This window comes from Amycolatopsis sp., assembly GCF_035276945.1.
Lineage (GTDB): Bacteria > Actinomycetota > Actinomycetes > Mycobacteriales > Pseudonocardiaceae > Amycolatopsis_E.
Genome location: NZ_DATELF010000018.1, coordinates 1 through 13379, shown reverse-complemented (window position 1 = coordinate 13379; position 13379 = coordinate 1). Strand labels below are relative to the sequence as shown.

Here is a 13379-nt window from a genome sequence, read left to right as displayed (position 1 = left end):
GTGCACGGAGGGCTCCCGGCCGCGGGCGCGCGCCGCGGGCGCGGCCTCGTAGCCGCCCGCCCGCCCGGCACCGGGCTCACGGTAACGCCGCTGCGGGCGAGCCTCGTCCTCGAAGTTGTCGTAGCCTTCTTGGGCGTAGTCCTGCCGGTAGTCGTCGGTGTCGTACCCCTCGTAGTCCTCACCGTCGGCCATGCCGAAGTAGGCCTTAAGCTTCTGCAGCGCACTCATGCCTTTTCCTCCGCGAGTCTGCGCGCGACCGCGCCTCCCGGCCGTGGCGCACAGTCCGGGCGATCTCCCTAGGGCGAGGCTAAACCGCGGCCTCCCAGCAACGCGGTTCCGACACGCACACAGGTTGAACCGTGCGTGATCGCCGGCTCCAGATCCCCGCTCATCCCCGCGGACAGCTCGGTGGCGTCCGGATGGTCCCGGCACAGGCTCTCCCTCGCGCGGGCGAGACGTTCGAACGCGGGTTCCGGGTCCGCGCCGAGCGGGGCGACCGCCATCAGCCCGCGCAGCCGCAGCCCCGGCGCGCCGGCGATGTGGTCGGCCAGGGCGGCCAGCTCGTCCAGCGGGCAACCACCGCGCGCGGGGTCGCCGTCCAGGCTTGCCTGAACGAAAACGTCCAGTGGCCCCGCTTCCTCGGCGCCCACCGCCGTGTCCAGGGCGTCGGCGAGCCGGATCGAGTCCACGGACTGGACCTCGGCCGCCCAGCGCACCACCGAGCGGGCCTTGTTGCGCTGAAGCCTGCCGACCATGTGCCAGCGCACGGGCACCCCCGGCCGGAGTTCGCCCAGTGCCGCGGCCTTGGGGCCGGCCTCCTGGCCACGGTTCTCCGCGAACTCGCGCAACCCGAGATCGGCGAGCAGGGCCGCGTCGGCGGCGGGAAACGTCTTGGTCACAGCGAGCAGGCGCACCTCTTCGCGGGCCCGGCCGGCCGCGACGCAGGCACGGGAAATCCGGGCTTCCAGCTCCTCCAGTGCCTTGGCCAGATCCGCCCGGCGCTGTTCGATGTCCGAGGCGCCGGTCATGTGAGGTCGACCCAGGTCAGCCCGGCGATCCGGCCGCACCGGCCCGAACGCCGGTAGCTGAACAGGGTGGCGTCCTCGGCCGTGCAGCGCGGGTCCACACCGATCCTGCCGACCCCCGCCCCGGCGAGCTGGCGCCAGAGCCCGGCCCGGATGTCCAGGCCGGAAGTTCCCCTGCGGGTGTGGGAAAGGCTGTCGGGAAGGTGCGCCTCGACGTCCTGGGCCATGTCGGCGGGCACCTCGTAGCACTCGCCGCAGATCGCCGGTCCCAGCAGCGCCTCGATGCGGCCGGGCTCGGCCCCGGCTTCGACCATGGCGCGCAGCGTCGCCGGGAGCACCCCGACGCGGGCGCCGACCCGGCCGGCGTGCACCGCGGCCACGACCCCGGCCTCGGCGTCACCGAGCAGGACCGGGACACAGTCGGCGACGAGCACGGCCACCGCGACCCCCGGCGTCGCCGTCACCAGCGCGTCGGTGGCCTCGGCCGGGGCGGTTTCCGAGCCGTCCACCACGGTCACCGTGCGGCCGTGCACCTGCTCCATCCAGCAGACCGATGACAACCCCAGCTCGGCGGCCAGCCGCTTACGGTTCGCCGCCACCGCCGCCGGATCGTCCCCGACGTGATCGGCGAGGTTGAACGAGTCGTACGGCGGCGCCGAAGCCCCGCCCTCCCTGGTCGTGACCACCCGGCGAATCCTGAACACGGGTCGAGCCTAACCCGTGGCCACGGCTCAACGGCGCATGAACGGCGGGACGTCGACCTCGTCGTCCGAGGGGTCGTCGGCGACCGGGAAGGCCCGGCTCGGGCGCGGCGGCGGCGGGTAGCTCCGGCTCCCGCTCGGCTGCGGGAGTGGCGGGTAGCTGGTGGTGGACGGGGGCGTGCGCGGCTGCGCGACCGGGGGGAAGCTGTTGCCCGCGGGCGGGGTCGGCGGCGTGCGCACCTGGCCCGCTTCCGCCGACACCGTGGTGGACGGGCGCGATCCGAGCGCCGGGGTCTCCAGCTTCTTGTGCGTGGGCGCACCCGCGTCGAACCCGGCCGCGATCACCGTCACCCGCACCTCGTCGCCGAGCGAGTCGTCGATGATCGTGCCGAAGATGATGTTCGCCTCCGGGTGCGCGGCCTCCTGCACCAGCGACGCGGCCTCGTTGATCTCGAACAGGCCAAGGTCGGAGCCGCCCGCGATGGACAGCAGCGCCCCGTGCGCGCCCTCCATGGACGCCTCGAGCAGCGGCGAGTTGATCGCCTTCTCCGCCGCCTGCACCGCCCGGCCCTCGCCACGCGCCGAACCGATGCCCATCAGCGCGCTGCCGGCCCCGGACATCACGCTCTTGACGTCGGCGAAGTCCAGGTTGATCAGGCCGGGCGTGGTGATCAGGTCGGTGATGCCCTGGACACCGGAGAGCAGCACCTCGTCGGCCGAGCGGAAGGCGTCCATCAGGCTGACCCCGATGTCACCGAGCTGCAGCAGCCGGTCGTTCGGGATGACGATCAGGGTGTCGCACTCCTGGCGCAGCGCCTGGATCCCGTCCTCGGCCTGTTTGCTGCGCCGCTTGCCCTCGAAGGTGAAGGGGCGGGTGACCACGCCGATGGTCAGCGCGCCCAGCTTGCGCGCGATCGAGGCCACCACGGGCGCGCCGCCGGTGCCGGTGCCGCCGCCCTCGCCCGCGGTCACGAAGACCATGTCGGCGCCCTTGATCACCTCCTCGATCTCCTCGCGGTGGTCCTCGGCCGCCTTGTGCCCCACTTCGGGGTTGGCGCCGGCGCCGAGGCCGCGGGTCAGCTCCCGGCCGATGTCCAGCTTGACGTCGGCGTCGGACATCAGCAGTGCCTGCGCGTCGGTGTTCACCGCGATGAACTCCACGCCCTTGAGGCCGACCTCGATCATGCGGTTGACGGCGTTCACGCCGCCGCCGCCGATGCCGACGACCTTGATCACCGCGAGGTAGTTGTGCGGGGGCGTCATCGGGTCCGCCTTCCTGATCGTGCCTTCACATACCGCCCAACAGCGCAAAACCCTTAACCTAAACTCAAGGCTTAGAGTTATGTCAACTGCCTGTTCCTTCAGGAAGGTAGGGATCACTCACGCAGGAATCCAGCAGCCACGCCGAGCGTCGTGGCGAGGAGTTTCGCCACAACACCTTTCCGTGCGCTCACTCGCCGGTCAAGCCGTCGGTCATCTCCCGCGACAGGTCCGGCTGACCGGCGTGCCTCGCGGTCTCTTCGATCATGTGGACCAGCACCCGGCGCGAGGCGACCCCGCGGCCGCCCGGGAAGGCGACCTCGAGTCGCACCGCCGACCCGGGTCGGTTGATCACCAGGGCAAGGTGCCCGGTCAGGCGGGTCAGGAGACGGTGGGGAGTTCGGGACTGGCGACGTCGTAGACGTGGCCCTGCCGCGTGAGCAGGACGGCGAGGACCTTCGCCTTGCGGTCGGGCTGGCCGGCGTCGCCCCAGCGGACGATCTTGCCGTTCCTCAGCGTGAACTCCACCCCGCCCGGAGTCTGCGCGCGGACGGCGGTGATCTGGCTCACCAGCTCCCGCGGCAGCGACGTCAGCACCGCGACCACGGAACGGGTCACCGGGTCGTCCGGGGCGGGGCGGGCCAGGGTGAGCTCGGGCAGCCCGGCGGGCCTGCCCTGCACCTTCTTGTAGTCGAATCCGGTGGCGTCCACGAGATGGAACGCGCCCTGGGCGGCGAAGAATCCGACCGGGTTCCGTTCGACCACGGTGATCTCGACGGTGGACGGCCACGAGCGGGACACGTCGACCGAAGCGACACCGGCCAGCCGGTCCACCTTCGCGGCGATTTCGCCGGTGTCGACCAGCAGCATGGGCAGGCCCTCCGGCACCGCGGCCGCCGCGCGGATCTCCTCGGCGGGAATGGTCGACGCGCCGGTCACCTCGACCGCGCTCACCCCGAGGAATGACGTGAAGAACAGGACGTAGCCCAGCCCCACGACGGTGAGCACGGTCAGCAGCGCCACCCGGCGCCGCCGCAGGAAGGTGTTCCGGTTCGGCTCCGGAGGCCGCCGCGTGGTCTCGGGGCGGCGACCACGCGCCGGGCGCGTCGTGCCGCGTCGCACCGGCGGCCTGCTGCGCTCCGCCGTGTCCCGTCGAGCACCCTGCCGAACCACCCCCGCGCCTCGCTACTCCCGGCCGGAACGGCGGTCGAGCTCCGCGATGATCTCCGGGCCGAGCTGGGTCACGTCCCCGGCGCCCATGGTGAGCAGCAGGTCCCCCGGCTTCACCAGGTCCGCGGCCAGCATGGCGGCACGGTCGAAGGCGGGCTCGTAGTGCACTCCCGCGCTCTTGATCTTCTCCGCGATGAGCGCGCCGGTGACCCCGGGTTCGGGTTCCTCGCGGGCACCGTAGACGTCGAGCACCACAACCTCGTCGGCCAGCCCGAGGGCGTCGGCGAATTCCGCGGCGAAGGTCTTCGTGCGCGAGTACAGGTGCGGCTGGAACACCACGATCATGCGGCCGCGCCCCGCCGCGTGCCGGACGGCGCGCAACTGCGCGGCGACCTCGGTCGGGTGGTGCGCGTAGTCGTCGTAGACGCGGACGTCGGCGGAGCGTCCCTTGAACTCGAAGCGCCGCCGCACCCCGCCGAACGCGGCAAGCCCCTCGACGAGGCCTTCGGCCGGCGCGCCCAGTTCGATGCCGGCCAGCAGCGCGGCGACCGCGTCGAACGCCATGTGCTCGCCCGGGACCGCGACCCGCACGGAAATCTCCTCGCCGGCCAGGGAAATCCGCACCACTCCCCCGCCGTCGGCGGGGGAGTAGCCGAGCACTCGCGCGTCGCCCTCCGCCGCCGCCGCCGCGGACCGTCCATATCGGACGACGCGCACGCCGTCGGCCTCGGCACGCTTGCCCAGCGCGGCGGCGCCCTCGTCGTCGGCACAGACGATCAGCAGCCCGCCGGGCACCACGCGCCGGGCGAAGGAGTCGAACACCGCGACGTAGGCCTCGACCGTGCCGTGGTGGTCCAGATGATCGGGCTCCACATTGGTCACCACCGCCACCGACGGCGAGTAGTTCAGAAAGGACCCGTCGCTCTCGTCCGCCTCGGCCACGAAGATGCCGCCCTCGCCGTGGTGCGCGTTGGCACCCGACTCGTTCAGGTCCCCGCCGATGGCGAACGACGGGTCGAGCCGGCAGTGCTGGAGCGCGACGGTGAGCATCGACGTGGTGGAAGTCTTGCCGTGCGTGCCCGCGATGCAGGCGATTCGGTGCCCCACCATCAGCGCGGCCAGCGCCTGCGCCCGGTGCAGCACCGGGATACCGCGCTCGCGGGCGGCCGCCAGCTCCGGGTTGGTCTCCTTGATCGCGGTGGACACCACCACGGCCGACGGGTCGTCCAGGTTCTCGGCACGCTGGCCTATGACGATCCTCGCGCCTTGGGCGCGCAGGCTCAGGAACGCGCGGGAGTCCTTGGCGTCGGAGCCCGACACCCGCGCCCCGCGCGCGAGCAGGATGCGGGCGATCCCGCTCATCCCCGCGCCGCCGATGCCGATCAGGTGCGCACGCTCGAGCTGGGCGGGAACGCTCATCGTTCCTCCGCGACTTCACGCGCGACCGCGATCGCGCCGACCGGGTTACCCATCATTTGCCTGCCGCCTCCAACACGATCCGGGCGAGGGTCTCGTCGGCCTCGCGGTGGCCGAGGCCGACCGCCGCCGCGCTCATCTTGGCCACCCGGTCCGGATCGGTCACCAGCGGGATGACCAGTTCCGCCACCTTGGCCGGGGTCAGTTCCGCGTCCTCGACCAGCAGCGCGGCGCCTGCCTCCACCGCCGGGCGCGCGTTGGTCGCCTGTTCGCCGTTGCCATGCGGCAGCGGCACGAACACCGCGGGCAGCCCGACGGCCGACACCTCCGCCACCGTCATCGCGCCCGACCGGCACACCACGGCGTCCGCCGCGGCGTAGGCGAGGTCCATCCGCTCCAGATAGGGCACCGGGACGTAGGGCGGCCGGCCCGGAAACTCCTGCACCACGAGGGTGTTCTTGGGCCCGTGCGCGTGCAGCACACCGACCCCGGCGTCGGCGAACTCCTTCGCCACGCCGGACACCGCCAGGTTGATCGACCGCGCGCCCTGGGACCCGCCGAACACCAGCAGGGTCGGCGCGTCCGGGTCGAGCCCGAAGTGCTTGCGGGCCTCGGCCCGCAGCGCGGACCGGTCCAGCGAGGTGATCGACCGGCGCAGTGGGATCCCGACCACCTCCGCGCCGGGCAGCGACGTGCCGCGGACGGCCACCGCGACCCGCTTGGCGAACCGCGCGCCCACCCGGTTCGCCAGCCCCGGCGACTGGTTGGCCTCGTGCACCACGATCGGGACGCGGCCCCGCGCCGCCAGGTAGGCCGGCAGCGAGACATAGCCGCCGAACCCGACCACGACGTCCGCGCCGACCTTGTCGAGGACCTCACGCGCCCGCTTGACCGCGTCGCGCACCTTCAGCGGCAGCCGCAGCAGCTCGGTGGTCGGCTTGCGGGGCAACGGTACCGGCGGGATCAGCTCCAGCGGGTAGCCGCGGGGCGGGACCAGGTCGTTCTCCAGCCCGCGCGGAGTACCGAGCGCGACGACCCGCGCGTCCGGGCGCAGGCGTTTGACCGCGTCGGCAAGGGCCATCGCGGGCTCGATGTGTCCGGCGGTGCCGCCACCCGCCACCACGACGGTCGGCGCTCGCCCCGTAACGGCGCTCACGTGTTCGGCCTCCGTATTCCTCGCGATCCTGTGCGCACGTTCGTGCGCCTGCGGTCTGCCGTCTGTGCCGTCCGGCTCGCCCGCGCGGACGGCCGGTCCCGTTTCGGGGTGGCCGCGGCCGGGCGCGGCCGCCGCTTGGTGGGCGGCCGGTACACCTCGGGTGCGGGCAGCCGCAGCAGACGACCGAATTTACCCGGTCCCTGCGACCGCAGTGCGGCCACCGACTCCGGTTCGTGCCGGGCGGCGTTGGCCAGCAGGCCCATGAGGAACATGGTGACCCAGATCGAGGTGCCGCCCGCCGAGATCAGCGGCAGCGTGACCCCGGTGACCGGCAGCAGCCCCACCACGTACCCGATGTTGATCCCGGCCTGCGAAACGGTGAACACGGTCAGGGTGCCCGCCACGATCCGGATCCAGGGGTCCAGGTTACGCGTGGCGGTGCGCAGGCCGACGATCGCGAGCCCGACGAACAGCCCGATCACCACGACACAGCCGACGAAACCGAGTTCCTCGCCGATCACCGCGAAGATGAAGTCGTTCTGCACGTTGGGCAGGTACGACCATTTCGAAGGCCCCTGCCCGAGGCCCTTGCCGAACAGGCCGCCGTCCGCCAGCGCGTACTTGGCCTGCGTGGCCTGGTAGGCCGCGTCGCTGGTGTCGGAGTCCGGGGACAGGAACGACAGCACCCGGGACAGCCGGTAGGAAGCCGTCAGCGCGAGTACCAGCGCCCCCGCGACACCCCCCGCCGCGAGCACCCCGAACAGGCGCTTCGGCGCGCCGGCGAACCACAGCAGCGACATCAGCACCACGCCGAGCGTGATCGTGCCGGACAGGTTCGGCTGAGCCATCACCAGCGCGAACACCAGCAGCGCCACCGGCACCACGGGCACCAGCAGGTGCCGCCACTGGTGCAGCACGGACTGCTTGGTGACCAGCATGTGCGCGCCCCACAGGGCGAGCGCGACCTTGGTGAACTCGACCGGCTGGAACGAGAACGGCCCGAGCACGAACCAGCGTTGCGCCCCGCCGCCCGCCGAGCCGAGCGGGGTGAGCACCAGCAGCAGCAGGGCGACGCAACCGAGCATGGCCGCCGGGGACAGCAACCGGGTCCGGCGCAGCGGCACCCGCAGGCCGATCCAGAACACCACCGCGCCGCTGATCACGAACACCAGGTGCTTCTTGAAGATCGAGTACACCCCCGAGCCGGCCTGGTTGATCGACGCGACCGAGGACGCGGACAGCACCATCACGATGCCGATCGAGGTGAGCAGCCCGGTCAGCGCCAGCACCAGGTGGAAGTCGGCCAGCGGCCGGGACAGCCACGCGGTCAGCGCGGTGTAGACCGACGCGACCCGGCTTTCCCGCCTGGCGCGCGGTCTCCGCTGGGCGGATCCGGGCTTTTCGTCAACCGCCGTCATGGGCACTCGCCAGGTCTCGCACCGCGGCGGCGAACGCATCGCCCCGGTGGGCGTAGTCGGCGAACATGTCCATCGACGCCGCGGCGGGAGCCAGCAGCACCACATCCCCGGAACGGGCCAGGCCACTGGCCGTCTCAACCGCCGCACTCATGGGTTCATGGTCACCCGGCGAGAGCCGCTTGACGGGGACATCCGGTGCGTGTCGCGCGAGCGCGTCCGCGATCACCCCCGCGTCGGTGCCCAGCAGCACCACGGCGCGCAGCCGGTCGGCGACGGCACGTACCAGGTCGTCCACGGAGGCGCCCTTGAGCAGGCCACCGGCGATCCACACCACGTGGCGGTGCGAGAGCAGCGAACCGGCGGCGGCGTGGGGATTGGTGGCCTTCGAGTCGTTGACGTAGCGGACGCCGCCGATTTCGGCGACCTCGGCGGCACGGTGCGCGCCCGGCCGGAATCCGCGCAGACCCTTCGCAACGGCCTCGGTGCCCACACCGCAGGCGCGGGCCAGCGCGGCCGCGGCGAGCGCGTTGGCGAGGTTGTGCGGGCCCGCCGGACGGACGTCGGTCACCGCGCACAACTCCTCGGCCTCGTGCGCGGGGTCGGCGACGAAGGCGCGGTCGACCAGCAGGTCCTCGACCAGCCCGAGTTCGCCGGCACGCGGGGTGTCCAGGCCGAACCCGACCCGCCGCGCCTCCGGCGACGCATGCCGAGCCGCGAGGCGGGCCGACCACGGGTCGTGCACGTTGCGCACGACGGTGGCGGACCGGTCGTGGATCTTGCCCTTGTCCGCGGCGTACGCCTCGACCGAACCGTGCCAGTCGAGGTGGTCCTCGGCGACGTTGAGCACGACGGAGGCCCGCGGCGCCAGGGAGTTCGACCAGTGCAACTGGAAACTCGACAGCTCCACGGCCAGCACCTGGTAGCCCGCCAGCACCGCTTCCAGCACGGCGAACCCGACGTTGCCGCACGCCACCGCGTGCAGCCCGGCCGCGCGCAGCATCGCCTCCAGCATGCCGACCGTGGTCGTCTTGCCGTTGGTGCCGGTCACCGCGAGCCACACCGGCGGACGCTCGCGCTCCTGGCCGATCCGCCAGGCCAGCTCGACGTCCCCGATCACCTCGATGCCCTGCTCCGCGGCGGCGGTCAGCAGGGGCGAGGACGGCCGCCAGCCGGGACTGGTCACCACGAGGTCGGTGCCGGGCGGCGGCTCGCTCAGCCCGGGCGCCAGTTCGGCGCCGAGCCCGTCCAGTCCGGCGAGACGTCCGGCGTTGCCGTCGGTGACCGTGACCCGGGCGCCCATACCGGTGAGGGCGGGCACCACCGACCGGCCGGTGACCGCGGCACCGGCGACGAGAACCTGGCGGCCCGCGAACACCGTGTCAGCCTCCCGCGCCCAGTTGCTCGCTGTAGAACAGGCCGAGTCCGAACATGCAGCAGATGGCGGCCAGCAGCCAGAACCGGATGATCACCGTGGTCTCTGCCCAGCCGGCCAGCTCGAAGTGGTGGTGGAACGGGGCCATCCGGAACAACCGCCGCCGGGTGGTCCGGAACACCGCGATCTGCAACACCACCGAGATCATCTCGACCATGAACAGGCCGCCGATCACAATCGCCAGCAGCTCGGTGCGCGTGGTGATGGACAGCCCGGCGACCATCCCGCCCAGCGCGAGCGAGCCGGTGTCGCCCATGAAGATCTTGGCGGGCGCGGCGTTCCACCACAGGAAGCCGATGCACGCGCCGGCCGCCGCCGCGGCGAGCACCGCGAGGTCCAGCGGGTCGCGGACGTCGTAGCAGGCCGCCTGCGGGGTGACCGTGCAGGACAGCCTGGCCTGCCAGAAGGAGATGACCACGTAGGTGGCCAGCACCATGGCCGACACACCACCGGCGAGCCCGTCGAGGCCGTCGGTGAAGTTGACCGCGTTGGACCAGCCCGAGATCACCACGTAGCAGAACAGCACGAACAGCACGGCCGGGAAGGTGATCAGCGTCAGGTCCCGGACGTAGGAGAGGTTGAGCGAGGCCGGGGTCAGGTGCTGCCCGTTGGGGAAGTTCACCACCAGGACCCCGAAGGCGACCGCCACCACCAGCTGCCCGACCAGTTTCGCGGTCTTGTTCAGGCCGAGGTTTCGCTGCTTGCGGATCTTGATGAAGTCGTCGAGGAAACCCACCACGCCCAGGCCGACCGCCAGGAACAGCACCAGCAGCCCGGACGCCGACGGGCGCTCCCAGCTCACCAGGTGCGCGCCGAAGTAGCCGGCGACCAGCGCGGTGATGATCGCCACCCCGCCCATGGTCGGCGTGCCGCGCTTGGACTTGTGTCCCTGCGGGCCCTCCTCGCGGATCTCCTGGCCGAACCCCTGCCGGGAGAACACCCGGATCAGGTAGGGCGTGAGCAGGATCGACACGCCGAGCCCGAACGAGGCCGCGATCAGGATGCTGATCACGCAACACCGCCTTCTGCCTGGTCCTCCAGCAGCGCGTCGGCCACCCGCCACAGCTGCGTGAAGTTGGAAGCCTTCACCAGCACGACGTCACCCGGCCGCAACTGCGCCCGCAGCAGCTCGATCGCCGCGTCGGTGTCCGGCACCAGCGTCGACTCCTCGCCCCACGAGCCCTCGTGGCTGGCGCCGGTGTGCATGGCCGCGGCCTGTTCGCCGACGACCACCAGCCTGCTGATGTTGAGCCGGACCGCGAGACGGCCGATCTCGTCGTGCGCGGACACGGTATCCGCCCCGAGCTCGCCCATCACCCCGAGAACCGCCCAGGACCGGCGGCCACGGCTCATGGAAACCAGTGCCTTGAGCGCGGCACGCACGGACTCGGGGTTGGCGTTGTAGGAGTCGTTGAGCACCGTCACGCCGTCGGCGCGGGTGATCACCTCCATCCGGCGGGCCGAGCGGCGCTGGACCGCGGTAAGCCGCGCTGCCACTTCGTCCACAGTGGACCCGAGCTCGAGCGCGGCGGCGGCGGCCGAGAGCGCATTGCCCACGTGGTGCTCGCCGTGCAGCGGGAGGTTCACCCGCGCCTGACCGTCCGGTGTGACCAGCCGGAAGGACGCCCTGGCCTGCTCGTCGAGCGTGATGTCCTCGGCACGGATCCGCGCGGACGGGCTCTCCCCGACGAACACGACCCTGGCGCGGGTGCGGCCCGCCATGGCCGCGACGAGCGGGTCGTCGGCGTTGAGCACGGCCAGCCCGTCTTCGGGCAGTGCCTCCACCAGCTCGCCCTTCGTCCTGGCGATCACGTCCCGGGAGCCGAACTCGCTGACGTGCGCGCTGCCGACGTTGAGCACGACCCCGATCCGGGGCGGCGCGAGCTCGGCCAGCTCCGCGATGTGGCCCGGACCGCGGGCGGACATCTCCAGCACCAGGTGGCGGGTGGTCTCGTCGGCGCGCAGCGCCGTCCACGGGTGGCCCAGCTCGTTGTTGAACGAGCCGGGCGGCGCGACGGTCGGTCCCAGCGGTTCCAGCAGCTGGGCGATGAGGTCCTTCGTGGACGTCTTGCCGGACGAGCCGGTGACGCCCACAACGATCAGCCCCGCACGGCTCAGCTCGACCACCACGTGCCGGGCCAGCCTGCCGAGCGCGGCGAGCACGGCGGCCCCGGAACCGTCGGAGTCCCCGGTCAGCGCGACGGACCGGTCATGCGCCTTGCCGGGCGGCAGCGGCGGCACGACCACGGCGGGCACCCCGACCGGACGCGCCGCCAGCACACCGGCGGCGCCGGCCTCGACGGCCTTGGCGGCGAAGTCGTGCCCGTCGGCCTTCTCCCCGGGCAGCGCGACGAACAGGCCACCGGGGGCCGGCTTGCGCGAGTCGAACTCCACCGAGCCGGTGACGACGGGCGTGCCGTCGGTGCCGTGCAAGGTCCCCCCGACGATGGCGGCGATCTCCGCCAGGCTGAGCGAGATCACGTTCTTGGTCCTTCCAGCCGGTGGCGGATCGCGGCTTCCAGCTCGTCCCGGTCGGAGAAGGGGTGGACGACGCCCGCCACCTCCTGGCCGGTTTCGTGCCCCTTGCCGGCGATCAGCACGACGTCGCCCGACCCGGCCAGCTCGACGGCCCGTTCGATGGCCGCGCGCCGGTCGCCGATCTCGAACACCTGGCCGCCCGCGCTGCCCACCGACCGCGCGCCGGTCAGCATCGCGGCCCGGATCAGTGCCGGGTCCTCCGAGCGCGGGTTGTCGTCGGTCACGATCAGCACCTCGCTGCGCCTGGCCGCGGCTTCCCCCATCAGGGGGCGCTTGCCGGTGTCGCGGTCGCCGCCGCAGCCGAGCACGGTGATCACCTGGCCCTTGGCCCTGGCCCGCAGCGCGTCGAGCGCCAGCGCGACGGCCACCGGCTTGTGCGAGTAGTCGACCACCGCGGTGAAGTCCTGGCCGAGGTAGACCCGCTCCATGCGACCCGGCACCTCGACGGCGGCCAGCCCGGCGACGATGTCGTCGAGGCCGACCCCGGTGGCGTCCAGGATCGCGGCGGCCAGCAGCGCGTTGGCCACGTTGAACTCGCCGGGCAAGGGCAGCTTCGCCCGCGCGCTGCTCCCGTCCGGCCCGTGCAGGGTGAACGACTGCTCGCCGGTCGGCATGGCCACCAGGTCGGCGGCCGTCCAGGTGGCGTCGGTGCCGGGCTCGGTGGACACGGTGATGGTCTGCGGGGTGACCAGCGCCTGGCCCCAGGCGCTGTCGACGACGACCACCTCGGTGGTGGACCGGCCGTCGAACAGCAACGACTTGGCGGCGAAGTACTCCTCCATGTCACGATGGAAGTCGAGGTGGTCCTGGGAAAGGTTGGTGAACGCGCCGACCGCGAACCGCGTCCCGTTCACCCGGCCGAGGGCGAGCGCGTGGCTGGACACCTCCATCGGCACGTGCGTGACGCCCTGCTCCACCATCACCCCGAGCAGCGCCTGCAGGTCCGGGGCCTCGGGGGTGGTGAAGGCGCTGGCCAGCCGCTCCCCCGCGATGCGGGTTTCCACCGTGCCGATCAGGCCGGTGGTGCGGCCCGCGGCACGCAGGCCCGAGTCGACGAGGTAGGTCGTGGTCGTCTTGCCGGAGGTGCCGGTCACGCCGAGCACGGCCAGCTCCAGCGACGGCTCGCCGTAGATCCAGGCGGCGACCGAGCCGAGCACGCCGCGCGGGTCGGGGTGCACCAGCACCGGGACGCTCGCGTCGCGCAGCGCCGGCCGCGCGGCGCCCTCCTCGTCGGTCAGCACGGCGGCCGCGCCCGAGGCGATC

11 protein-coding genes and 2 pseudogenes are annotated in these 13379 nt (G+C 72.4%); all 13 read right to left on the bottom strand.

Annotation, left to right across the window (positions count from 1 at the left end; genetic code table 11):
• Positions 1 to 228 (bottom strand): annotated as a pseudogene (locus VJT49_RS02085) (cell division protein SepF); the annotation flags it as partial.
• A 68-nt stretch (positions 229 to 296) separates the two neighbouring features.
• Complete coding sequence (locus tag VJT49_RS02080; protein WP_324162542.1) at positions 297 to 1028, bottom strand: YggS family pyridoxal phosphate-dependent enzyme; 732 nt, start codon at positions 1026 to 1028, stop codon at positions 297 to 299.
• Positions 1025 to 1711, bottom strand: coding sequence for a peptidoglycan editing factor PgeF (pgeF, locus tag VJT49_RS02075; protein WP_324162544.1), 687 nt, complete (start codon positions 1709 to 1711; stop codon positions 1025 to 1027). Before pgeF ends, VJT49_RS02080 begins: the two co-directional genes overlap by 4 nt.
• Positions 1712 to 1756: 45 nt before the next feature.
• Positions 1757 to 2989: a cell division protein FtsZ gene (gene ftsZ, locus VJT49_RS02070; protein ID WP_324162540.1), complete on the bottom strand. Its 1233-nt coding sequence runs from the start codon at positions 2987 to 2989 to the stop codon at positions 1757 to 1759.
• A 187-nt stretch (positions 2990 to 3176) separates the two neighbouring features.
• Positions 3177 to 3305: pseudogene (locus VJT49_RS02065) on the bottom strand (DUF664 domain-containing protein); the annotation flags it as partial.
• Positions 3306 to 3367: 62 nt separating this feature from the next.
• Complete coding sequence (locus tag VJT49_RS02060; RefSeq protein ID WP_324162538.1) at positions 3368 to 4108, bottom strand: cell division protein FtsQ/DivIB; 741 nt, start codon at positions 4106 to 4108, stop codon at positions 3368 to 3370.
• 63 nt (positions 4109 to 4171) lie between these two features.
• The gene (murC, locus tag VJT49_RS02055; RefSeq protein WP_324162536.1) at positions 4172 to 5575 is read right to left on the bottom strand and encodes a UDP-N-acetylmuramate--L-alanine ligase; all 1404 of its coding nucleotides are present in this window, start codon (positions 5573 to 5575) and stop codon (positions 4172 to 4174) included.
• 52 nt (positions 5576 to 5627) lie between these two features.
• Positions 5628 to 6653, bottom strand: coding sequence for an undecaprenyldiphospho-muramoylpentapeptide beta-N-acetylglucosaminyltransferase (murG, locus tag VJT49_RS02050; RefSeq protein WP_414635782.1), 1026 nt, complete (start codon positions 6651 to 6653; stop codon positions 5628 to 5630).
• Positions 6654 to 6724: 71 nt separating this feature from the next.
• The gene (gene ftsW / locus VJT49_RS02045) at positions 6725 to 8146 is read right to left on the bottom strand and encodes a putative lipid II flippase FtsW (protein ID WP_324162531.1); all 1422 of its coding nucleotides are present in this window, start codon (positions 8144 to 8146) and stop codon (positions 6725 to 6727) included.
• On the bottom strand, positions 8133 to 9521 hold the full coding sequence (murD, locus tag VJT49_RS02040) for a UDP-N-acetylmuramoyl-L-alanine--D-glutamate ligase (protein WP_324162530.1): 1389 nt from the start codon (positions 9519 to 9521) through the stop codon (positions 8133 to 8135). Before murD ends, ftsW begins: the two co-directional genes overlap by 14 nt.
• Before the next feature lie 4 nt (positions 9522 to 9525).
• The gene (mraY, locus tag VJT49_RS02035; RefSeq protein ID WP_324162528.1) at positions 9526 to 10590 is read right to left on the bottom strand and encodes a phospho-N-acetylmuramoyl-pentapeptide-transferase; all 1065 of its coding nucleotides are present in this window, start codon (positions 10588 to 10590) and stop codon (positions 9526 to 9528) included.
• Positions 10587 to 12059: a UDP-N-acetylmuramoyl-tripeptide--D-alanyl-D-alanine ligase gene (locus tag VJT49_RS02030; RefSeq protein ID WP_324162526.1), complete on the bottom strand. Its 1473-nt coding sequence runs from the start codon at positions 12057 to 12059 to the stop codon at positions 10587 to 10589. Before VJT49_RS02030 ends, mraY begins: the two co-directional genes overlap by 4 nt.
• On the bottom strand, positions 12056 to 13379 hold a 1324-nt coding region (locus VJT49_RS02025), incomplete at its 5' end, for a UDP-N-acetylmuramoyl-L-alanyl-D-glutamate--2,6-diaminopimelate ligase (protein ID WP_324162524.1). The genes VJT49_RS02025 and VJT49_RS02030, both read right to left, overlap by 4 nt.